Below are 21,746 nucleotides of genomic sequence, written 5' to 3' on the forward strand. Positions count from 1 at the left end.
CTTACAAGTAGTCAGAGCCCGTTAATGGGTGATGGCGTACCTTTTGTAGAATGGACCGGCGAGTTACGATTCCATGCGAGGTTAAGCTGAAAAGGCGGAGCCGCAGCGAAAGCGAGTCTGAATAGGGCGAATAAGTATGGGGTCGTAGACCCGAAACCAGGTGACCTACCCATGTCCAGGTTGAAGGTGCGGTAATACGCACTGGAGGACCGAACCCACGTACGTTGAAAAGTGCGGGGATGAGGTGTGGGTAGCGGAGAAATTCCAATCGAACCTGGAGATAGCTGGTTCTCTCCGAAATAGCTTTAGGGCTAGCCTCGGACACGAGGAATCATGGAGGTAGAGCACTGTTTGGACGAGGGGCCCTTCTCGGGTTACCGAATTCAGATAAACTCCGAATGCCATTGATTCACGTCCGGGAGTCAGACTACGAGTGATAAGATCCGTAGTCGAGAGGGAAACAGCCCAGACCACCAGCTAAGGTCCCCAAGTATCTGTTAAGTGGAAAAGGATGTGGGGTTGCTCAGACAACTAGGATGTTGGCTCAGAAGCAGCCATCATTTAAAGAGTGCGTAATAGCTCACTAGTCGAGTGACCCTGCGCCGAAAATTTACCGGGGCTAAACAGATCACCGAAGCTGTGGACAGAACCATTGATTCTGTGGTAGGAGAGCGTTCTAAGGGCGTTGAAGCGAGACCGTGAGGACTGGTGGAGCGCTTAGAAGTGAGAATGCCGGTATGAGTAACGAAAGACGGGTGAGAATCCCGTCCACCGAATGACTAAGGTTTCCTGGGGAAGGCTCGTCCTCCCAGGGTTAGTCGGGACCTAAGCCGAGGCCGATAGGCGTAGGCGATGGACAACAGGTTGAGATTCCTGTACCAGTTGATTTTGTTTGAACAATGGAGGGACGCAGGAGGCAACGGAATGCGCGCTGATGGATATGCGCGCCCAAGCAACAAGTCTGGGAAGGAGTCAAATGCTTCTACCCGCGAAGGATGAGTTGTGATGGGGAGGGAAATTAAGTACCGAAGTTCCCGCAGTCACACTGCCAAGAAAAGCTTCTCGTTAGAAATCAACTGCCCGTACCGCAAACCGACACAGGTAGTCGAGGAGAGAATCCTAAGGTGAGCGAGCGAACTCTCGTTAAGGAACTCGGCAAAATGACCCCGTAACTTCGGGAGAAGGGGTGCTGACCGAAAGGTCAGCCGCAGTGAATAGGCCCAAGCGACTGTTTATCAAAAACACAGGTCTCTGCAAAATCGAAAGATGACGTATAGGGGCTGACGCCTGCCCGGTGCTGGAAGGTTAAGAGGAGAGGTTAGCTTTCGGGCGAAGCTTCGAATTGAAGCCCCAGTAAACGGCGGCCGTAACTATAACGGTCCTAAGGTAGCGAAATTCCTTGTCGGGTAAGTTCCGACCCGCACGAAAGGCGTAACGATTTGGGCACTGTCTCAACGAGAGACTCGGTGAAATTATAGTACCAGTGAAGATGCTGGTTACCCGCGACAGGACGGAAAGACCCCATGGAGCTTTACTGCAGTTTGATATTGCGTGTTTGTGCCGTATGTACAGGATAGGTAGGAGCCAATGAAGCCGGGACGCTAGTCTCGGTCGAGGCGACGGTGGGATACTACCCTTGCGGCAGGAACACTCTAACCCGCGGCCCTTATCGGGCCGGGAGACAGTGTCAGACGGGCAGTTTGACTGGGGCGGTCGCCTCCTAAAGTGTAACGGAGGCGCCCAAAGGTTCCCTCAGAATGGTTGGAAATCATTCGTAGAGTGCAAAGGCAGAAGGGAGCTTGACTGCGAGACAGACAAGTCGAGCAGGGACGAAAGTCGGGCTTAGTGATCCGGTGGTTCCGTATGGAAGGGCCATCGCTCAACGGATAAAAGCTACCCTGGGGATAACAGGCTTATCTCCCCCAAGAGTTCACATCGACGGGGAGGTTTGGCACCTCGATGTCGGCTCATCGCATCCTGGGGCTGTAGTCGGTCCCAAGGGTTGGGCTGTTCGCCCATTAAAGCGGTACGCGAGCTGGGTTCAGAACGTCGTGAGACAGTTCGGTCCCTATCCGTCGCGGGCGTTGGAAATTTGAGAGGAGCTGTCCTTAGTACGAGAGGACCGGGATGGACACACCGCTGGTGTACCAGTTGTTCCGCCAGGAGCATCGCTGGGTAGCTATGTGTGGACGGGATAAACGCTGAAAGCATCTAAGCGTGAAGCCCCCCTCAAGATGAGATTTCCCATCACTTGAAGTGAGTAAGACCCCTGAGAGACGATCAGGTGGATAGGCGGGAAGTGGAAGTGCAGCGATGCATGGAGCGGACCCGTACTAATCGGTCGAGGACTTAACCAAAAACAGGCAGCGACGTAATGCGGTGCCTGGTCCGACTTTGTTTATCATGTTGTGTATTCAGTTTTGAGGGAACAATGTTTCCTTAACCCCATAAAAATGTGCGGTGGCGATGGCTGGAAGGCCACACCTGTTCCCATCTCGAACACAGAAGTTAAGCTTCCAAGCGCCGATTGTAGTGAAGGGTTTCCCTTTGTGAGAGTAGGACGCTGCCGCGCATTTTTATATTTTATGGAGGTTTAGCTCAGTTGGGAGAGCGTCTGCCTTACAAGCAGAATGTCAGCGGTTCGAGCCCGTTAACCTCCATTTGTTTTATGAGTTATTAGCTCAGTTGGTAGAGCATCTGACTTTTAATCAGAGGGTCGCAGGTTCGAGCCCTGCATAACTCATTTTTAGAATAACTATCTAACTAATAATCAGCGGGTGTGGCGGAATTGGCAGACGCACTAGATTTAGGATCTAGCGCCGCAAGGCGTGGGGGTTCAAGTCCCTTCACCCGCATTCTGAGCCGGCTTAGCTCAGTTGGTAGAGCATCTGATTTGTAATCAGAGGGTCGAGGGTTCAAATCCTTTAGCCGGCATCTCTGCGGAAGTAGTTCAGTGGTAGAACATCACCTTGCCAAGGTGGGGGTCGCGGGTTCGAACCCCGTCTTCCGCTTTTGATTTGAACTTCACAAAATATTAGGCACCCATAGCTCAATTGGATAGAGTACTTGACTACGAATCAAGCGGTTGCAGGTTCGACTCCTGCTGGGTGCATTCTTTAACGGGAAATAGCTCAGCTTGGTAGAGCACTTGGTTTGGGACCAAGGGGTCGCAGGTTCGAATCCTGTTTTCCCGATTGCAACAAAATATTATGTCATAAAATATAAAATACTATTATCGCGGGGTAGAGCAGTTGGCAGCTCGTCGGGCTCATAACCCGGAGGTCACAGGTTCGAGTCCTGTCCCCGCAATTTTTCATTTTTTACGGCTTGATAGCTCAGTTGGTAGAGCACTTGATTGAAGCTCAAGGTGTCGGCAGTTCGATTCTGTCTCAAGCCATTTGTATGGTATTTATTGCGGGTGTAGTTTAGTGGTAAAACTACAGCCTTCCAAGCTGTTATCGCGAGTTCGATTCTCGTCACCCGCTTTTTTAGGGGCCTATAGCTCAGCTGGTTAGAGCGCACGCCTGATAAGCGTGAGGTCGATGGTTCGAGTCCATTTAGGCCCATTTGAATAGTTTTTATTGGCCCGTTGGTCAAGCGGTTAAGACACCGCCCTTTCACGGCGGTATCACGGGTTCGATTCCCGTACGGGTCATTATTATATTATGGAGGATTACCCAAGTCCGGCTGAAGGGAACGGTCTTGAAAACCGTCAGGTGTGTAAAAACACGCAAGGGTTCGAATCCCTTATCCTCCTTACTTTTTAGTCTAAATAGACTGAAAAAATCATTACTATTATCGCGGGGTAGAGCAGTTGGCAGCTCGTCGGGCTCATAATCCGGAGGTCACAGGTTCGAGTCCTGTCCCCGCAATTTTTATTTTACATATATACAGGTTCCGTGGTGTAGGGGTTAACATGCCTGCCTGTCACGCAGGAGATCGCGGGTTCAAATCCCGTCGGAACCGCCATGCGGGTGTAGTTTAGTGGTAAAACTACAGCCTTCCAAGCTGTTATCGCGAGTTCGATTCTCGTCACCCGCTTCTAAAGATAAAAAAAGCTAAGACTTCAATGTCTTGGCTTTTTTTGTTTTAAATTACAGATGAAGATAGGATAATCCTTAAGAACAAAACCTATAGATTGTCCTTTTTTAAATGGAGATATTTAAAAGAACGCTATATAAAACGGTTATTAAACAAACAAAATTAGCTACATAAAGATCTGGTCTAAGCTTATTTCTCAGCTGCTTTACTGTTAAAGGAAATGAATAGATTAATAGAACACTAAAAAAAAGAATTTGCTTCCAAATAAGAACGTTTTGAATATTGAAGAGTATAAAAATGATTACAATCCCGATAATAAAGCTAATCATACTCAAAATGTTATTCTTTTCAATTAATAAATCTTGATAAGGTGAGTAGCTTTTCTTTATCTCTCGAGCAGCAAGAAGTTTTTCTTGTTGATTCAATGTAATGGGAATCATTAGGAAGAGAGTAGGGAGAAAGTAGGGAAGAATTTGAATGGAAATAAACTTTGTTTGAAGATAATAAGAAATTAGGCCAATTATAAATGTCTGAAAGAAAATTTGGAGCAACAAATAATATTCTGTATCTTCCATTTTGACTCCTTTATAAAAGGCTAAAATAATAAAGAAGCAGTAAAGAACAAGTAAAGCTGATATGATCCAGTTTGTGGCAACTAATAACAAAGTCAATAAAATAATTAAAATTGAATAAAAAATATAAGGAATAGATTTTGGTATGGATAAGTCACCACTTGAATTCTTAAAAAATGCAATTTCCATTGCTTTTATTAAGAGTAAAAAAAGATAAAGTAATAAAAAAGGATAAAATTGAAATGAAGCTTTTTTAGCACCGAGAAAAGTACCTACGAATAGAATAGCTAGTGGTGATAAAAGCCAAGAAACGAAAGGAATATTTGTGTACTTAAAGATTTTTTTACTGAGTTCTTCCATGTTAGACATCCTCTACAATCGTATTTAGCCTATCTTCCTTCATAATAGAAGACCCCCTAATCCTTGTCAAGTGAACTTCCTCTCTTAAAAGCTTATTAAAGTATAAATGAACGATTCGATTGAAAAAATATATTCTTACCTGATAAGAGTTGATTTTTCTTCATAAGAAGCGTATAGTAGGCATGTTATTGTTAAAAAGGCTGAAGTAATATCCCGATAGGATCCGCTATAGTGGAGACGCCTTGTAACCGAAAAATGGGGGAATAAAAATGGTAGAGAAAAGATTATTTACATCTGAGTCCGTTACAGAAGGACACCCAGATAAGATTGCTGATCAAATAAGTGATGCAATACTAGATAAGCTATTGAGTATGGATAAAACAGCTCGTGTGGCTTGTGAAACAATTGTTACGACCGGTTTAGTTATGGTATTTGGAGAAGTAACAACTTCTGCATATGTAAATATTCAAGAAGTGGTTCGTGATACTGTAAGTGAAATAGGATATACACGTGGGAAATTTGGATTCGATGCAGAGAATTTGGCTGTAATGGTTTCTTTAGATGAACAGTCTGCAGATATTGCTCAGGGAGTAAATCAATCATTTGAAAATCGTGAGCAAGATGAATCTTCTGAAGATGATACGAATTTGATTGGTGCAGGAGACCAAGGTTTAATGTTTGGCTTTGCTATCAATGAAACCGAAGAATTAATGCCCTTGCCGATTAGTTTGAGTCATAAGTTGACGAAACGTTTAACAGAGCTAAGAAAAGATGGTACCTTGCCATATTTGCGTCCAGATGGAAAAACTCAAGTAACCGTTGAATATGATGAAGAGGGAAAACCGCTGCGAGTTGACTCAGTTGTACTAAGTACACAACATGATGAATTCGTAACTCAAGAAATGTTAAAAGAAGATATTTTAGAGTATGTAATAAAAACTGTTATTGATTCATCATTATTAGATGAAAATACGAAATATTACATAAATCCAACTGGTAGATTTGTTGTTGGAGGACCAAAGGGAGATTCTGGTTTAACTGGTCGTAAAATTATTGTCGACACTTATGGAGGGTACGCACGTCATGGGGGGGAGCATTTTCAGGAAAAGATCCAACAAAAGTTGATCGTTCTGCAAGTTATGCTGCTCGCTATATTGCAAAAAATATTGTCGCTGCTGGTTTTGCTGAGAAATGTGAAATTCAACTAGCATATGCAATTGGTGTCGCTGAGCCTGTATCGATTTCAGTAGATACTTTTGGAACGGGAACAGTTTCTGAGGAAAAATTAATTGCCGCTATTCGTCAATTTTTTTCATTAACACCTTCCGGAATTATTCATATGTTAGATTTACAACGTCCAATTTATAAAAAAACAGCTGCTTATGGACATTTTGGTAGAGAAGATGTAGATTTTACGTGGGAGAATACCGATAAAGTAGAACAGTTAAAAAATCTATTAAAATAAAAGAAATAAAAAACTATTTTGCAGTTGCAAAATAGTTTTTTATTTCTTTAGAATGATAATTACTGTCTTTTTTCAATTGCAATCAGGAATGGTGGAGTGTTTTTCTGATTTATAAATTGATAGAGTAGAACCGTGTATTTTGATTGATCTAGTTCTTTTACATAATCTAATAGAGCTTCTTTTTCAAGTTTACCATTCAGGGGCCACTATAGACAACTAGTAAAAGCAAACCACCTATTTTTAAAGAAGGTAAAATCGCAGAAACACTTTTTAATGTTGTTTCTTTTTCTGTTGTAATTTCCTTATTACCTCCTGGAAGGTATCCTAGATTAAAAATCGCTGCTGAAATTGGTTTTTCAGTAGATAAAAAGAGTTCTACTTGTTCATGACCAACTTGATGCAGCTCGACTCGACTTTGAAGTCCGACTTCCTGTAATTCTTTATAAGTATGATGAATAGCTTTTTCTTGCACATCAAAACCAATAACTGTGCCAGTTTCTCCTACTAATGTAGCTAAAAAAAGGGTATCCTTTCCTTTTCCAACTGTTGCATCAATAACTGTGTCTGGTTCTTGAACAATGTTCTTTAATAACTGATGACTGTATTCAATCGCTTTTTCTAACATTTACTGACCTCTTTTTAATTTTATTGTATCATGAACGTGATGAAGCAAGGGGAAAATTATTATTTTTTCATCTTTATTTGATTTAGATATTAAAAATAATCATTTTGAGAAGGCTAAATACATTTCTTCAAATATTACAAGAGTATTACTTTTTTTACAATTTGAATATATAAAGACTTATGAAGCCCATTCACACTATAATAAGAATAGTTTAACAAAACTTAAGAATTTATTAATTAAAAAATGAGATTTATAAAGTTTACGATAGGAGTGGTATGGTTGAGTATTTCTAGAAAAGAGTGGCTAGCGGGTAAACAGGAAAAGGAATGGAATGAAAAAATTCGTCATTCTGCTAAAAAAATGAGAATGAATTTTGCAGTTATCAGTGCGTCTGTTCTTCTTGCTAACTTAGTAGAACCAGTGAAGCATGTGATGGCAGCAGAAAAAACAACAGAAACACAGAATGAAGTAAAAACTTATTCTGAAAATCCTTTTCTTAACTCTCTCGTTCCTTCTGCATCGAGTATTGCACAGAAAAATGATTTATATGCTTCCGTTATGTTAGCACAAGCAATTCTAGAGAGCGGATGGGGTAAAAGTACGTTAGCTTCAGAACCCAATCATAATTTATTTGGAATTAAAGGAAATTATGAAGGCGAATCGGTTAATATGGGCACTTTGGAAGATAGTGGAAACCAAAATTACTATCCAATTCAAGCAGATTTCCGTAAATATCCTTCGTATCATGAATCTTTAGAAGATTACGCTTCACTTTTAAGAAATGGAACAGGATGGGATCCACTTTTCTACGATGGAGTTTGGAAAAGTAATGCGTCATCCTATCAAGAAGCTACTTCTTATTTAACAGGAAGATATGCAACCGATAGTGCTTATAATTCAAAACTAAATAAAATTATTGAATCAAATGAATTAACTAAATATGACACACCTTCTACCACTGTTCCTTCAGTTGGAACAGAAGAAGTAGTGGACCAAAATATTTCTGCAGCAACGAACACGAGTTATACAGTAAAAAGTGGTGATACCTTATATGCGATTGCTGGTAAATACGGTATTTCCTTAAATGATTTGATGAAATGGAATCAACTAACTAGTAGTTTTTTACAAATAGGCGATATTTTACTGGTTTCCAACAAGAAAGTTGAGACGCCTGTAAATACTCCTGTATCATTTGAAAAAGTAGATACAGAAGAAAGCGCAGTAGAACAAAGTAAACCAACGAGTCTTTCTGTCTATAAAGTTAAATCGGGTGATTCTTTATGGAAAATTGGCCAATTAAATAATGTCACTGTAGCACAATTAAAAGAGTGGAATAACTTGAAAACAGATATCATCCAACCAGGACAAAGTTTACGTTTGATGAATCAGGTTGCACAGGAAGAAAATACGGTAACCGTTCCTGAAAAACCAACAACGGAAAGTAAACCTGTTCAGAATCAGCCCGTACAAACAATAACATCAAAAACAGTAACGGTTGCTTCAGGTGACACTTTATACAAAATTGCTAACCAAGCAAATGTTAGTGTGGCACAATTGACTGAATGGAATCAATTGAAATCTACCATAATTTATCCAGGTCAGAAGTTAATCCTACAAGTCAACAAAGCGAATACAGGAACCACTCCTAGCAAAGAAGAGAGTATTCCAGTGAAAGACCAAGTAGTAGAAAATGTAAAACCAGCTACTTCTTCTAAAGCTTATTCCGTAAAATCAGGAGATACTCTTTATCGAATTGCTAATCAAGCGGGAGTTTCTGTTAAAGAGTTGAAAGAATGGAATCAATTGAATTCTAATATTATTTTAATTGGTCAAAAACTACAAATAGCAAAGGCAACAACTCCTATTCAAGTTGAAGAGTCAACAAGTCAGACAACTGAAAAAGTGTCTCAAACACATTCCGTTAAAAGTGGTGACACACTTTATGCTATTTCAAAACAATATGGTGTATCTATTACTCAACTAATCGAGTGGAATCACGTTACGAGTAATATGATTTACGTTGGACAACAATTACAAGTTAAATAAACAGCTAACAAAAATATTGAATTATCAAGGATACTCTGATACAATTGTGAGTACATAAATGAAATACGATGAGAAGGATCAGTAAAAGATAATGTTCTATAGAGAGTGCATGGTTGGTGTGAATGCATGAACAGAATCTTTGAACTCACCTTTCAGTTGCAATGCTGAATAGTATAGTAAGTATTGACGGATCGCCACGTTATCGGCATGAGAAGATGAATTTTTTTTCATTTCAATATAGGTGGTACCACGATTCTGTCGTCCTATAGTCCTTTCCATAGATGGAAGGACTATAGGACTTTTTTTATGTATAAAAATAAAAAAATCAACAAAAAGAATAGGAGAAATACGCATGGCTTATAATCACCGCACAGTCGAGAAAAAGTGGCAAAAATATTGGTTAGAAAATGAAACCTTTAAAACAGAGGATTCAACTGAGAGACCTAAATATTATATTTTAGACATGTTTCCATACCCATCTGGCCAAGGATTACACGTAGGACATCCTGAAGGGTATACAGCCACAGATATTCTTGCACGTACAAAAAGATCACAAGGATACAATGTTCTTCATCCAATGGGGTGGGATGCTTTCGGATTGCCTGCAGAACAATATGCATTAGATACCGGGAATGATCCAGCAGAATTTACAGAACTCAATATAAAAACGTTCGAACGACAAATTAAGTCATTAGGATTTAGTTATGATTGGTCAAGAGAAATCAATACAACGGATCCTAATTACTACAAATGGACGCAATGGATTTTTACAAAGTTATATGAAAAAGGATTAGCCTATGAAGCAGAAGTATCCGTTAACTGGTGTCCAGCATTAGGCACTGTATTGGCGAACGAAGAGGTGATTGATGGTTTAAGCGAGCGTGGTGACCACCCTGTTTACCGAAAACCAATGCGTCAGTGGATGTTGAAAATTACTGCTTATGCAGAAAGATTACTCGATGATCTTGATTTAGTTGATTGGCCAGAAAGCATTAAAGATATGCAACGGAACTGGATTGGTCGTTCAGAAGGATCAAACGTTGATTTCAAAATAAAAGACACTGATCAAACATTTACCGTGTTTACTACTCGTCCAGATACACTATTTGGTGCTACCTATGCAGTATTAGCTCCAGAATTACCGTTAGTTCAAGAAATTATATCTAGCAATCAAAAAAATGAAGTAGATGCTTACATTGAAAAGGTTTCAAAAAAGAGTGATTTAGAGCGTACAGAACTGTCTAAAGAAAAAACAGGGGTATTTACTGGAGCGTATGCAATAAACCCTGTAAACGGACAAGAAATTCCTATTTGGATTGCTGACTACGTATTGTCTACCTATGGAACAGGAGCAATCATGAGTGTACCTGCGCATGATACAAGAGACTATGAGTTCGCCAAAAAATTCGACCTAAAGATTATTCCAGTTCTAGAAGGTGGAGATGTTGAAAAAGAAGCTTATACGGAAGATGGATTACATATAAATTCTGAATTCTTAGATGGAATGGATAAAGAAACAGCTATTGACACAATCAATGATTGGTTAGTAGAAAAAGGACTTGGAAAGAAAGTTGTCACTTATCGTTTGCGTGATTGGTTATTTTCTCGTCAACGTTATTGGGGAGAGCCTATTCCAGTTATTCATTGGGAAGACGGAACTACCACTACGATTCCTGAATCAGAACTACCATTGCTATTACCAAAAACAGATAAGATTCAACCAAGTGGTACGGGTGAATCCCCACTAGCAGTTATTGAAGAGTGGGTAAATGTAGTTGATTCTGAAACAGGGATGAAAGGTAGACGTGAAACCAATACCATGCCACAGTGGGCTGGTAGCTCTTGGTACTTCTTACGTTTTATGGATCCACATAATCCAGATGCTCTTGTAAGTGAAGAAGCACTTGATTACTGGCAAAACGTTGATCTTTATATTGGTGGTGCGGAACATGCGGTCCTTCACTTATTGTACGCTCGTTTCTGGCATAAATTCCTTTATGACTTAGGCATTGTTCCTACGAAGGAACCTTTCCAAAAATTATTCAATCAAGGGATGATTTTGGGAGAAAATAATGAGAAGATGTCAAAATCAAAAGGAAATGTAATCAATCCAGATGACATCGTAGAAGAATTTGGAGCAGATACTCTTCGTCTTTATGAGATGTTTATGGGGCCTTTGGATGCCTCTACTGCTTGGAGTGAAAAAGGGATCGAAGCGAGCAGACGTTTCTTGGACAGAGTATGGCGATTAATTATGGATGATGAAGGAAAAGTACGAGATCGTGTTACCAAAGTCAATACAGGTGTATTGGATAAGGTTTATCATCAAACTGTGAAAAAAGTTACCGAAGATTATGATTTATTACATTTTAATACTGCTATTTCACAGATGATGATTTTTGTAAATGAAGCTAATAAAGCTGATTCTTTATCAATTGAGTACATGAATGGTTTTGTTCAACTAATTGCTCCGGTTGCTCCACATTTAGCTGAAGAGCTTTGGGAAAAACTAGGTAATTCAGACGGAATTAGTTATGTTGTTTAGCTAACCTATGATGAAAAATATTTAGTGGAAGATGAAGTAGAAGTTATTTTCCAAATCAATGGTAAATTAAGAAGTAAAGCGACAGTCCCTGCGACTTTATCTAAAGAAGAGCTTACTGAAGTTGCGATGCAAGATGAAAAAATAAAACAAATAATCGAAGGAAAAACAATTCGCAAAGTAATTGCTGTACCAGGAAAACTAGTAAATATTGTAGCAAATTAATTTTTTTATATTGAAAAAAGGTAACGGAACTGCATAAATTTATGCAGGTTCTGTTACCTTTTTGTTTACTTTATTATTAAGTTTTGACCTACTCGAATTAGATTGGTGTTAGAAATATTGTTATCTTTTGCTATTTTAGCAATGGTAGTTTTGTATTTTAAGGCAATAGAGTAAAGAGTGTCTCCAGCTTTTACAGTATAAGTAGTACTTGCAGCAGGTGGAGGAGTAGTCGTTCCACCACTTGTTCCCGAAATTTTGAGTACTTGTCCAATACTAATCAAATTCGCATTTTTTATATTATTTGCATTTACAATACTTTGTACCGTAACACCATACCGAGAGGCAATCACAGATAAAGTGTCTCCAGCTTTTACGGTATAGGTGGTACTGCTAGCCGGTGGAGGCGTAGTGGTTCCACCGCCACTTGTTCCAGGAATTTTGAGTGTTTGCCCAATACTAATCAAATTCGCATTTTTTATATTATTTGCACTTACAATACTTTGTACCGTAACACCATACCGAGAGGCAATCACAGATAAAGTGTCTCCAGCTTTTACGGTATAGGTGGTACTGCTAGCCGGTGGAGGCGTAGTGGTTCCACCACCACTTGTTCCAGGGATCCTGAGTGTTTGCCCAATACTAATCAAATTTGCATTTTTAATACTATTTGCACTTACAATACTTTGTACCGTTACTCCATACTTCATCGCAATTGAATAGAGAGTATCGCCAGATTTAACACTGTAGCTAGAGGATCCTGCAGGTGGAGTGGAAGGATTCCCTCCAATATTTAGTAACTGGGAAATGGTAACAAAAGAATATCCCATGTTTTTCAAACGAGGAATAATCGTTTCTAGAGCAGCTAGCGTACCCGTTGCTCCTTGACCAGTATGCATCAAAATAATCGCACCAGGTTCTATGTTATTCATCACAATATTTACGATATCAGTGGAGGAATTTCCCATCCAGTCTTTGGAGTCAATGGTCCAATGAAGAGTATATTGATACCCTGCATTCCCAACAGTATCCAAAACAGTCGCATTAGTTGATCCATAAGGAGCACGGAAAAATGGTTTTGTACTTTTTCCAGATATATTTGAAATTATTTTTTCTGTATTGGAGAGTTGGTTTATCATTTCTGCAGAAGTTATACCAGTGAAATCAGGATGGTTGTAGGAGTGGTTTCCAATATCATGTCCAGCATTGACAACATCTTTTACAGGTTGAGGATGACTTTGGGCACCAGCACCCGTCAGAAAAAAGGTTGCTTTTATACTATGTTTTTTCAGTGTGTTCACGATAGCATTAAAATTCGTGCCATCAGAACCATCATCAAAAGTAAATGCGACAACTTTTTGGCTTGTATTTCCTCTCATTATAAATTCTGAACGTGCAGCTTGGACGGTAGGAGTAATAATTAAAAGAAATAAAATTAAAGCAGAAATGATACTAACGACACGGAAAAAAAGCTTAGAAGGAGAATGCGTTTTCATTTTAATACCTCTTTTCTGTATTCCAAAGGCAAAAAATTAATTATCCAACAGTAGGATGAGAAAAGGTAGATGAGAAATAAAAAAGAAGGAGAAAGAGGGGGAACAGAAGTAATAAGAAATCATTAATCTTTCTACTTAAATTATATCATAAAACAGAGTGATATCCAACGTTATACCAGTCATTGTCCTTTTAAAAAGTTTGTTTACATGGAAATAGACAAGGAAGAACGCTATAATACATAAAGGTAAAAATTTCATAGAATGACTGATTTGAAAAGAAAAATTTATTTGGTAAAATATTTAAAGTGATGAACAACATATTGAAGTAGAGGTAAAAAACATGACAGAATATAATTCAAGAGTAGAAAGAAAAAAAGCCGAAAAAGCATTGAAGAAAGCAGAAAAAGAAGCTGCAAAAAATATAAAGAAACAGAAAATGAATACAAAAAGGAAAATGAAAGATGTTCATATCTCTTCAGATTCAGAAAATATACCTGTGTCTGAACTCCCTATTGAAGCAGCAGTAGAAATATCTGACATCTCTGCTGGAGACAAAATGATTCAAGGAACATTTTGGATGACGTTTGGCAGTATTTTTTCAAGATTACTGGGTGCTTTGTACATTATACCTTGGAATGCGATGATGGGATCTAGCTCAGATATAGGAAACGCATTATTTGCGGTTGGTTATCCACCTTATCAATTATTTCTTGCCTTGGGAATAGCTGGTTTTCCTTCTGCTATGTCCAAAAAAATAGCTCAGTATAATGCGAAGAAACAGTATCGAGCAGGAGAAGAACTATTTAAGAAGAGCATGGTTTTTATGTTAATAACCGGTGTCATAAGTAGTATCATTATGTACGCGATTGCTCCAATTATTGCCTCAAATAGCCCAGGTTCTTCAGTTGAAGATAATACGTTAGTAATTCGGGCGTTGGCACCAGCTTTACTTGTTGTACCAGCCATGAGTCTTGTTAGAGGGTATTTCCAAGGGTATCAAAATATGATCCCTTCTGCGATTACACAAGTAGTAGAACAAGTGGTTCGTGTTGTGTATATTTTATTTGCTACTTTTTTGGTCATGCAAGTATTTAATGGAAGAATCGCAGTTGCAGTAGCTCACTCTACTTTTGCAGCCTTCATTGGTGCGGTAGCTTCTTGTATGATGTTAGTATGGTACTATCGGAAGCATATGCAAAAATTTGCACCTGTTATTGAGAGTAGTCCAGATGATGTAGAAATCGATATTAAAAGTGCTATTAAAGAAATGCTCAAAGAATCGATTCCATTTATTCTAATTGGATCAGGAATCACCTTTGGGAAGTTGATTGATCAATTTTCCTTTTCCCGTTTTATGGCAGTAACAACAGAGTATAATACAGTTACAATAGCAAAATTATATGGATTATTTAGTTTTAATGCAGATAAATTGATTATGATTATTATTTCTTTAGCCGTTGGACTTTCTGCAACTGCTATTCCCTTATTAGTAGAAAACTATACTCAAAAAAATATAAATGGATTACGAGAGCAAATTAAAAAGATTTTTGAATTATTTGCATTTGTTATGTTCCCTTCTGCATTAGGAATGATGGTCGTTTCTAAACCTATCTATAATTTATTTTATGGGGTTTCTGATTACAATATTCAAGGGGTACAGCTTCTTGCGATTGCATCCATTATGAGTATTATTTTAGGAGCGTTCACCATTTCTGCAACGATTCTTCAATCATTCGGAAAACATATCCAAGCTATTTTATATTTAGGAATTGGCTTATTGGCTAAAATGATTTTACAATATCCAATGATTGCATTATTTGAAACGGCGGGACCGTTGTATTCGACGAGTATCGGATTCCTACTAACAACTGTACTTTGTATGTGGAACATTCACAAAATTGTTTCTTTTGATCTACGAAGTATTGGTAAATCGGTTTTAATAATTTCACTAATTACCGGCTGGATGACTTCCGTAGCATTCATCGCACGTTTATTATTGGAAGTCTTCCTTTCACCAGATCGTAGATTAACCGCTCTATTACTAGTTGCAGGAATTGCTGTAGCTGGAGGTAGTGTCTTTATGTACCTTGCACTGAAGACAAGGATTGCTGATCAAGTATTGGGAAATCGAATCGGTTCTCTACGTCAGAAATTTCATATTAAATAAAACTAGTTAAATAGGGGGATTGTATGCGACTGGATAAGTTTTTATCTCATAGTGGATTTGGTAGTCGTAAAGAAGTAAAACTCCTTTTAAAAAAGAAACAAGTACAAGTGAACAGCCAAGTACAGACAAAAGGAGATTTCAAAATTTCTACGAAAGAGGATGAAGTCACTGTCGTAGGAGAAAAGGTTCTCTATCAAAAATATGTTTATCTTCTATTAAATAAACCTCAAGGAGTATTGAGTGCTACAGAAGATTCAAAACAAAAGACAGTCATCGATTTAATTGACGAAACGTATTCACATTATGATCTTTTTCCAGTAGGGAGATTAGATAAAGATACGGAAGGTTTGTTATTGCTAACGAATGATGGAGAATTGACTCATTTTTTGCTTTCTCCTAAACGTCATGTGAAGAAGACCTATTTTGCTCATATTGATGGAATCATGACCGAGGATGATCAAGAATATTTTAAAAAAGGAATCACGTTAGAAGATGGCTCCAAATGTTTGCCCGGCCATCTTGAAGTTTTGAAAAAAGATGAGGCTAATAATAGTTCTGATGTTCTTATTACCATAAAAGAAGGGAAATTCCATCAAGTAAAACGAATGGTACTTGCTTGTGGAAAAGAAGTGACATTTTTGAAGAGAGTAACAATGGGAAGCTTGCGGCTGGATGAGACTTTGCAACCAGGAGAATATCGAGAGCTAACTGAAAAAGAACGTACAGAACTTCAACAATTCTTGCCAGAAGAATAAAGACAAGGGAAATTTACACATTATGGAAGTACTTCGTTCAAAAAAATGATAAGATAGAAAAAGACAAGCTCATTTTTTAAGAGCTAGTAATAAGGGGAGTGACAATATGGAAATAAATTGGCAAAAAGAAGTAGAGTCAAGAAAAGAAGCATTGTTGGAAGACCTATTTACTATTTTAAAAATAGACAGTGTACGAGATGATGCAAAAGCAACAAAAGAAATGCCTGTAGGTCCAGGACCTAAAGAAGCTCTTGAAGCCTTTTTGGAAATTGGAAAAAGAGACGGGTTCCTAACTAAAAATGTCGGCAATTTAGCTGGTCATATTGAATATGGTGAAGGCGAAGAATTGATGGGAGTATTTGGACACGTTGACGTAGTTCCTACTGGATCTGGTTGGGATACAGACCCATTTGAACCAATTATCAAAGAAGAACGAGTATACGCTCGTGGATCAAGCGATGACAAAGGGCCTTCTATGGCTGCCTACTATGCAATCAAAATCATTCGCGATCTAGGTCTGCCAGTATCAAAACGAGTACGAATGATTATTGGAACAGATGAAGAGAGTGGTTGGCAGTGTATGGACCATTATTTAGCAAATGAAGAGCTTCCTTCATTCGGTTTCTCTCCGGATGCTGATTTCCCAATCATCAACGGTGAAAAAGGAAACACAAGCTTATATGTACGTTTTAGATCTGATGTAGCAGGTGGCAAAAATCAATTAGTTAGTTTTGATGCCGGTCTCCGTGAAAACATGGTTCCTCAAGATGCAACAGCAATCTTCACGAGTCAAGAAGCGGAACGAATTGAAGCAGACTTTTTCACTTTTATTGAAAATAATCCTGTAACAGGAACGATTGAAACAGAAGGTGAGAAAATTACGATTGAATTAGTAGGTAAATCTTCTCACGGAATGAATCCCTCAGCTGGGATAAATGCAGGTACCTACTTAGCGACCTTCTTAAATCAATATTCATTTGGAGGAGATGCTGCTACATTCTTCCAATTAATTAGCGAAATGATTCATATGGAGCATGGAGCTAATAAATTAGGGTTGGCTCATACAGATGAAATTATGGGAGAGTTGACCATGAATGCTGGTATTTTCACATTCACACCAGAAGAGGGTGGACTAGTTGCATTAAACTTCCGTTATCCTACTGGGGTTACTGAGGAAGGTTTAGAAATTAAACTTGAAACAGCGTTGCATCATTTTGGTGTTACCATAGAAAAAGGTGGACATGGAAAGTTACCACATTATGTGCCGGCAGATGATCCTTTGGTAAGTACTTTGCTTGCTGTCTATGAAAAACATACCGGTGTGAAAGGTAAGGAACGTTCAATTGGTGGTGGTACTTATGGACGTCTACTAGAACGTGGAGTTGCCTATGGTGCTTTATTCCCTGACAGTATTGATACGATGCATCAAGCAAATGAATTTTTAGCTCTTGATGATTTATTTAGAGCAACAGCAATTTATGCAGATGCAATATATGAATTAATTAAATAAAATTTAAAAGCCACCATTTCCTTTTTTAAATTCGGAAATGGTGGCTTTTTGATACAGAAAAGAATAAATAAATTTATGTTACAAAGGGGTTACAAATGCGTCAATTTCTTTACGAGCGAATTGTGAACAATATAAATTTAATTAGACACAAATTCAATATAGTCTTACCACTACAGGATTTATTGGTTGAAAATCAAACATAGTGAAACTTATAGAAAATAATAACATTATATTTTATTAATAAAGCGGTAATTAGATAAATCCTATTTTTCTTTATTTGACATAGAACTGTCATCTTCCTATTACAATAAGGTATTGCTTCAGTGTTATACTAAGCCTTGTGAGTAACAACAAAGGGGCGTAAACATTGAGAAAAAAATACTTTGCACTAGCATCAACAATCTTGCTTCTTTCTCCATTGGCTGGGGGAGTAACAGCTCAAGCAGATACCTTAGACGAATTAAACCAACAAAAACAACAACTTGAAACTGAATCTCAAAATGTACAAAGTGAAATTAATGAAAAGGAATCTTCGCTACAAGAACTAGCATCACAAAAAGTAGTTTTACAAGAAAAAGTTGAAGAAATGCAAAACAGTATTAATGACCTTCTTATAAAACTAGAAAAACAAGAAGAAAAACTGCTTGAAATCGAAGCAAAAATAGATGAATTACAGAAGAAAATTGAAGCTTTAGAGCTAGTGATAGAACAACGCAGTGAAAAATTAGATAATCAAGCACGTGTGATCCAAACGGAAGCAAGTATGACTGATATGGTATCCATCGTGATGTCAGCTGAAAATTTCAGTGAAGTAGTTGGGAAAATCACTACTGTTTCTAAGCTAGTAACAGCTAATAAAGAAATCATTGTTCAACAAGAAAATGATAAAAAAGAAGTTGAAGAAAGCAAACAAGCTGTTGAAGATGAAAAAACTGCAGCTGAAGAGCTGAAACAAGAAATTATCATTGCCAAAAATAATATTATTGCACAAAAAGCGGAACTAGATGAACAAATTTCTCTAGTGATTGAAAATGCAAATCTTACAAGTAGTGAAAAAAGCAAACTAGAATCTACTAAAAATAGTCTAGATTCACAAACACAAGCGGTAAGAAATGATATTTCAGCAGAAGAGGAACGAATTGAACAAGAAAGAATTGCTCGTGAAAAAGAAGAGCAAGAACGAGTAGCTCGTGAAGCAGCCTCGGCGGCTGCCGCTGCCGCTGCTGAAGAAGTAGCAAACAATCTGTATGCTTCAACGAATTCAACTTCTAGAGAACCAGTAACTAATACAGGTGGATTTGTTCGTCCAGCAAGTGGATATAACTCTTCTTCTTTTGGATATAGAATTCATCCAATCGATGGTTCATATCGTTTACACACGGGCATGGATATTGCCGGTGGAGGTGCTATTCTTGCAGCGCAAAGTGGAACTGTTGAATTTGCAGGATATAACAGTTCATATGGGTATCATGTAATCATTAATCATGGAGTAATAAATGGTGTTAGTGTAAAAACTCTATATGCACATATGATTTCTGGATTGTTGGTTGCTCCAGGACAGAGCGTTGGACAAGGGCAACAAATAGGAACAATGGGAACAACAGGGAGTTCTACAGGGGTACATTTACACTTTGAAGTATATGAAAATGGCGTCGTAGTGAATCCTTTAAACTATATTTCACTTTAATTGAATGATCAGTAGCTGGATAGATTAACTTCTATCCAGCTTTTTTTATCGACTTCAATAGAAATGTTGTTATAATAAAGAAGACTATAGGGAGGTATGATTTTGGAAAAAATAACATCCACAAAAAATACAAAAGTAAAACAATGGAAAAAATTACATTCTTCTAAAGGAAGAAAAGAATTTGGTCAGTATATATTAGAAGGCGAGCACTTGTTTCAAGAAGCAAAAAAAGCTGAAATCCTTCTTCAAGAAGTAATCGTTACACAAAGTTTTTTAGATAAACAATCTTCATTGGATCTAACTGGTTTGTCTTCATCTGTTTTTATTGTAACGGACGAAATTATGAAAGTAATCTCCCAAACACAAACATCTCAAGGAATTCTTTGTATTTTAAATATGACAGAAAGCCACCTTTCTGAAAACATAAGTGGGAAATTAGTTTTATTAGATGGAGTTCAAGATCCTGGAAATGCAGGAACGATAGTGCGAACTGCTGATGCTGCTGGTTATTCAGGAGTCGTATTTGGAACGGGTAGTGTCGATCCTTATAATGATAAAGTAATTCGCTCCATGCAAGGTAGCCACTTTCATATTCCTATTTATCGAGGGGATTTGAATGAGGTTATTCATCCCTATATCAAACAAAATATTCCTGTTTATGGGACTGCACTAGATGAACGAGCACAAGATTTTAGATCCGTAGCAAAAACTTCGTCGTTGGCAATTATTTTTGGAAATGAAGGAAATGGAATCTCTGAGAAAATTTTAGAGAAAACAACTGAAAATTTATATATTCCTATTTTAGGTGAGGCAGAATCGTTAAATGTTGCAGTAGCAGCTGGTATTCTTATTTATCATTTTCTTTAATCATGATAAAAGACAGGTGTTCATTATCCCTTCCATTTATTAAGAAAATGATTAGAATCCGGTATTTCTCTTTGAAATACTCCATATAAAGATAGGAAAGGCTTTTCAATTCTTCTATTTGTTGTATAATATACCCCGTACACTTAATAAGAGGAGACGAATGAATGAGTATGAATGATTGGAAGAAAGATGAAGAATTTCTTTTATACGTGACGGATTTACTCGAAAGAGAAGAAGTTAAAAAATTAGAAGAAATTACCCAACACTATCACAGCACTCGCTTAGAACACTCCATTTCTGTTTCCTACCATAGTTTTTGTATTGCTAGGAAATTTAAACTCGATAAACGAGCAATTGCACGTGCTGGTTTGCTCCATGATCTATTTTATTATGACTGGAGAACAACGAAGTTTGATGAAGGAACACATGCCTACATGCATCCTCGTATCGCTTGTGCAAATGCCGAAAAGTTAACGGTTTTGTCTGATCTAGAAAAAGATATCATTATAAAACATATGTGGGGAGCAACAATGGCCCTACCAAAATATAAAGAGAGTTTTGTTGTGACCATGGTTGATAAGTATTGTGCTTGCCATGAAGCAATGGCCCCAACTCTTGTTAAATCAAAGAAAAATTTCAGAAGTAAATGGGCTTCAATCAAATCAAGTATTTTAGCCAACTCAATCACCTTTTGACGAAGGATTGTGTCATTGTCTGAATTTTAATCATGATTTACTATTATCGTGAGGTGATATAGATGGAAGCTTTAAAAGGTGAGGAATGTATCTGTCCAAAATTCGAAAAAACTTTTTTAATTATCGGAAAAAAATGGTCTGGTTTAATTATCGAAGTTCTTTTATTAGGCGATAGAAGGTTTAAAGAATTATCGGAGCAGATAAAAGGAGTTAGTGATCGAGTTTTAGTGGAAAGACTAAAAGAGTTAGAGGACGAAGGAATTGTCCTTCGTACAGAACGGATGGATGGACCTGTAAAAGTTCTTTACAGCCTGACTGAAAAAGGAAAAGATTTGAATGATGTAATGAAAGAAGTCCAGCGTTGGTCTGATAAATGGATGAAAGCCTAGTCTTGACGACTTTCTCTTTTCCTGTTACATTCTTACTATACATATAGCTATATAAATATAGATAAAGCGTTGATGGGAAAATCCATTAGATAACTTTTTACAGGGAATATTTGCCTTAGACTGAAAGCAAATTAAAAAGGAATCATTGGAACTTCACTCCCGGAGCAAACTTTGGGAATTGCTTTTGCAATGAAAAAAGTTTCGGCTTAAAAAGTCGTTAGAAAATGAAGTGTTGTTCTTCTTTGAGGAACAAAAAAAGGGTGGTACCACGATATCTCGTCCCTTACCAGGGATGGGGTATTTTTTT

At 37.9% G+C, this 21,746-nt stretch carries 12 protein-coding genes, 16 tRNA genes, 2 rRNA genes, 2 pseudogenes, 1 riboswitch and 1 other annotated feature (1 of these 34 cut by a window edge); of the genes and pseudogenes, 28 read left to right on the top strand and 4 right to left on the bottom strand.

What is annotated here, in order from left to right; translation table 11 throughout:
- From LZ578_RS06095 to LZ578_RS06180, 18 genes are all read left to right on the top strand, one after another.
- Positions 1 to 2,357, top strand: a 23S ribosomal RNA gene (locus LZ578_RS06095); it begins 560 nt to the left of the window's first position.
- Positions 2,358 to 2,456: 99 nt separating this feature from the next.
- Positions 2,457 to 2,572, top strand: a 5S ribosomal RNA gene (gene rrf, locus LZ578_RS06100).
- Between the two features lie 15 nt (positions 2,573 to 2,587).
- Positions 2,588 to 2,660, top strand: a tRNA-Val gene (locus LZ578_RS06105).
- A gap of 10 nt (positions 2,661 to 2,670) precedes the next feature.
- A tRNA-Lys gene (locus LZ578_RS06110) sits at positions 2,671 to 2,743 on the top strand.
- A 30-nt stretch (positions 2,744 to 2,773) separates the two neighbouring features.
- Positions 2,774 to 2,855 (top strand) — tRNA-Leu (locus tag LZ578_RS06115).
- 6 nt (positions 2,856 to 2,861) lie between these two features.
- Positions 2,862 to 2,934: transfer RNA gene (locus LZ578_RS06120), tRNA-Thr, on the top strand.
- 5 nt (positions 2,935 to 2,939) lie between these two features.
- Positions 2,940 to 3,011, top strand: a tRNA-Gly gene (locus tag LZ578_RS06125).
- Between the two features lie 27 nt (positions 3,012 to 3,038).
- A tRNA-Arg gene (locus tag LZ578_RS06130) sits at positions 3,039 to 3,112 on the top strand.
- A gap of 8 nt (positions 3,113 to 3,120) precedes the next feature.
- A tRNA-Pro gene (locus LZ578_RS06135) sits at positions 3,121 to 3,194 on the top strand.
- 42 nt (positions 3,195 to 3,236) lie between these two features.
- Positions 3,237 to 3,309, top strand: a tRNA-Met gene (locus LZ578_RS06140).
- Positions 3,310 to 3,324: 15 nt separating this feature from the next.
- Positions 3,325 to 3,397, top strand: a tRNA-Phe gene (locus tag LZ578_RS06145).
- Between the two features lie 17 nt (positions 3,398 to 3,414).
- Positions 3,415 to 3,485: transfer RNA gene (locus tag LZ578_RS06150), tRNA-Gly, on the top strand.
- A 7-nt stretch (positions 3,486 to 3,492) separates the two neighbouring features.
- Positions 3,493 to 3,566: transfer RNA gene (locus tag LZ578_RS06155), tRNA-Ile, on the top strand.
- 17 nt (positions 3,567 to 3,583) lie between these two features.
- Positions 3,584 to 3,655: transfer RNA gene (locus LZ578_RS06160), tRNA-Glu, on the top strand.
- 12 nt (positions 3,656 to 3,667) lie between these two features.
- Positions 3,668 to 3,757 (top strand) — tRNA-Ser (locus LZ578_RS06165).
- 42 nt (positions 3,758 to 3,799) lie between these two features.
- A tRNA-Met gene (locus LZ578_RS06170) sits at positions 3,800 to 3,872 on the top strand.
- Positions 3,873 to 3,893: 21 nt separating this feature from the next.
- Positions 3,894 to 3,969: transfer RNA gene (locus tag LZ578_RS06175), tRNA-Asp, on the top strand.
- Between the two features lies 1 nt (position 3,970).
- Positions 3,971 to 4,041, top strand: a tRNA-Gly gene (locus LZ578_RS06180).
- A gap of 107 nt (positions 4,042 to 4,148) precedes the next feature.
- On the opposite strand, the gene LZ578_RS06185 is transcribed toward LZ578_RS06180, so the two are convergent.
- Positions 4,149 to 4,973, bottom strand: coding sequence for a hypothetical protein (locus LZ578_RS06185; protein ID WP_235144257.1), 825 nt, complete (start codon positions 4,971 to 4,973; stop codon positions 4,149 to 4,151).
- Between the two features lie 195 nt (positions 4,974 to 5,168).
- Positions 5,169 to 5,245, top strand: a riboswitch (SMK box riboswitch).
- On the opposite strand from LZ578_RS06185, the pseudogene metK reads away from it, so the two are divergent.
- A pseudogene (gene metK, locus LZ578_RS06190) lies at positions 5,243 to 6,438 on the top strand (methionine adenosyltransferase). (Overlaps the previous riboswitch by 3 nt.)
- A gap of 59 nt (positions 6,439 to 6,497) precedes the next feature.
- Here the strand turns inward: metK and LZ578_RS12615 are convergent.
- Complete coding sequence (locus LZ578_RS12615) at positions 6,498 to 6,638, bottom strand: class I SAM-dependent methyltransferase (RefSeq protein WP_311198613.1); 141 nt, start codon at positions 6,636 to 6,638, stop codon at positions 6,498 to 6,500.
- Positions 6,635 to 7,063: a class I SAM-dependent methyltransferase gene (locus LZ578_RS06195; RefSeq protein WP_311198563.1), complete on the bottom strand. Its 429-nt coding sequence runs from the start codon at positions 7,061 to 7,063 to the stop codon at positions 6,635 to 6,637. The genes LZ578_RS12615 and LZ578_RS06195 overlap by 4 nt, the downstream gene beginning before the upstream one ends.
- Before the next feature lie 279 nt (positions 7,064 to 7,342).
- On the opposite strand from LZ578_RS06195, the gene LZ578_RS06200 reads away from it, so the two are divergent.
- Both LZ578_RS06200 and leuS read left to right on the top strand, forming a co-directional pair.
- Positions 7,343 to 9,109 (top strand): LysM peptidoglycan-binding domain-containing protein, encoded by a 1,767-nt coding sequence (locus LZ578_RS06200; RefSeq protein ID WP_235144258.1) that lies wholly within the window; start codon positions 7,343 to 7,345, stop codon positions 9,107 to 9,109.
- Between the two features lie 59 nt (positions 9,110 to 9,168).
- Positions 9,169 to 9,378: a binding site (T-box leader), on the top strand.
- 83 nt (positions 9,379 to 9,461) lie between these two features.
- Positions 9,462 to 11,876 (top strand): annotated as a pseudogene (leuS, locus tag LZ578_RS06205) (leucine--tRNA ligase).
- A gap of 65 nt (positions 11,877 to 11,941) precedes the next feature.
- Here leuS and LZ578_RS06210 read toward each other — a convergent pair.
- Positions 11,942 to 13,369, bottom strand: coding sequence for a LysM peptidoglycan-binding domain-containing protein (locus tag LZ578_RS06210; RefSeq protein ID WP_235144259.1), 1,428 nt, complete (start codon positions 13,367 to 13,369; stop codon positions 11,942 to 11,944).
- A gap of 340 nt (positions 13,370 to 13,709) precedes the next feature.
- Between LZ578_RS06210 and LZ578_RS06215 the strand changes: the two genes are divergently transcribed.
- The 7 genes from LZ578_RS06215 (at position 13,710) to LZ578_RS06245 (ending at position 21,439) form a co-directional block, all read left to right on the top strand.
- Positions 13,710 to 15,536 (top strand): polysaccharide biosynthesis protein, encoded by a 1,827-nt coding sequence (locus LZ578_RS06215; RefSeq protein WP_235144260.1) that lies wholly within the window; start codon positions 13,710 to 13,712, stop codon positions 15,534 to 15,536.
- 23 nt (positions 15,537 to 15,559) lie between these two features.
- Complete coding sequence (locus LZ578_RS06220; protein WP_235144261.1) at positions 15,560 to 16,291, top strand: pseudouridine synthase; 732 nt, start codon at positions 15,560 to 15,562, stop codon at positions 16,289 to 16,291.
- Positions 16,292 to 16,397: 106 nt separating this feature from the next.
- Positions 16,398 to 17,801, top strand: a complete 1,404-nt coding sequence (gene pepV / locus LZ578_RS06225; protein WP_235144262.1) for a dipeptidase PepV — start codon at positions 16,398 to 16,400, stop codon at positions 17,799 to 17,801.
- Positions 17,802 to 18,168: 367 nt separating this feature from the next.
- On the top strand, positions 18,169 to 19,488 hold the full coding sequence (locus tag LZ578_RS06230; protein ID WP_235144263.1) for a murein hydrolase activator EnvC: 1,320 nt from the start codon (positions 18,169 to 18,171) through the stop codon (positions 19,486 to 19,488).
- 102 nt (positions 19,489 to 19,590) lie between these two features.
- Positions 19,591 to 20,355: an RNA methyltransferase gene (locus LZ578_RS06235; protein ID WP_235144264.1), complete on the top strand. Its 765-nt coding sequence runs from the start codon at positions 19,591 to 19,593 to the stop codon at positions 20,353 to 20,355.
- A gap of 164 nt (positions 20,356 to 20,519) precedes the next feature.
- Positions 20,520 to 21,050, top strand: a complete 531-nt coding sequence (locus tag LZ578_RS06240) for an HD domain-containing protein (RefSeq protein ID WP_235144265.1) — start codon at positions 20,520 to 20,522, stop codon at positions 21,048 to 21,050.
- A 62-nt stretch (positions 21,051 to 21,112) separates the two neighbouring features.
- A complete protein-coding gene (locus LZ578_RS06245) occupies positions 21,113 to 21,439 on the top strand; it encodes a helix-turn-helix domain-containing protein (protein ID WP_235144266.1) in 327 nt (108 codons plus the stop codon).
- Positions 21,440 to 21,746 lie beyond the last annotated feature (307 nt).

Source organism: Jeotgalibaca sp. MA1X17-3, assembly GCF_021513155.1.
In the GTDB taxonomy this organism is placed as follows: Bacteria; Bacillota; Bacilli; order Lactobacillales; family Aerococcaceae; genus Jeotgalibaca.

What these genes read in the sequence shown, in the direction of transcription:
- LZ578_RS06185 (WP_235144257.1), bottom strand. Translation starts at nt 4,973, where the DNA reads ATGGAAGAACTCAGTAAAAAAATCTTTAAGTACACAAATATTCCTTTC.
- LZ578_RS06220 (WP_235144261.1), top strand. Translation starts at nt 15,560, where the DNA reads ATGCGACTGGATAAGTTTTTATCTCATAGTGGATTTGGTAGTCGTAAA.
- LZ578_RS06210 (WP_235144259.1), bottom strand. Translation starts at nt 13,369, where the DNA reads ATGAAAACGCATTCTCCTTCTAAGCTTTTTTTCCGTGTCGTTAGTATC.
- LZ578_RS06245 (WP_235144266.1), top strand. Translation starts at nt 21,113, where the DNA reads ATGGAAGCTTTAAAAGGTGAGGAATGTATCTGTCCAAAATTCGAAAAA.
- pepV (WP_235144262.1), top strand. Translation starts at nt 16,398, where the DNA reads ATGGAAATAAATTGGCAAAAAGAAGTAGAGTCAAGAAAAGAAGCATTG.
- LZ578_RS06240 (WP_235144265.1), top strand. Translation starts at nt 20,520, where the DNA reads ATGAGTATGAATGATTGGAAGAAAGATGAAGAATTTCTTTTATACGTG.
- LZ578_RS06195 (WP_311198563.1), bottom strand. Translation starts at nt 7,063, where the DNA reads ATGTTAGAAAAAGCGATTGAATACAGTCATCAGTTATTAAAGAACATT.
- LZ578_RS06215 (WP_235144260.1), top strand. Translation starts at nt 13,710, where the DNA reads ATGACAGAATATAATTCAAGAGTAGAAAGAAAAAAAGCCGAAAAAGCA.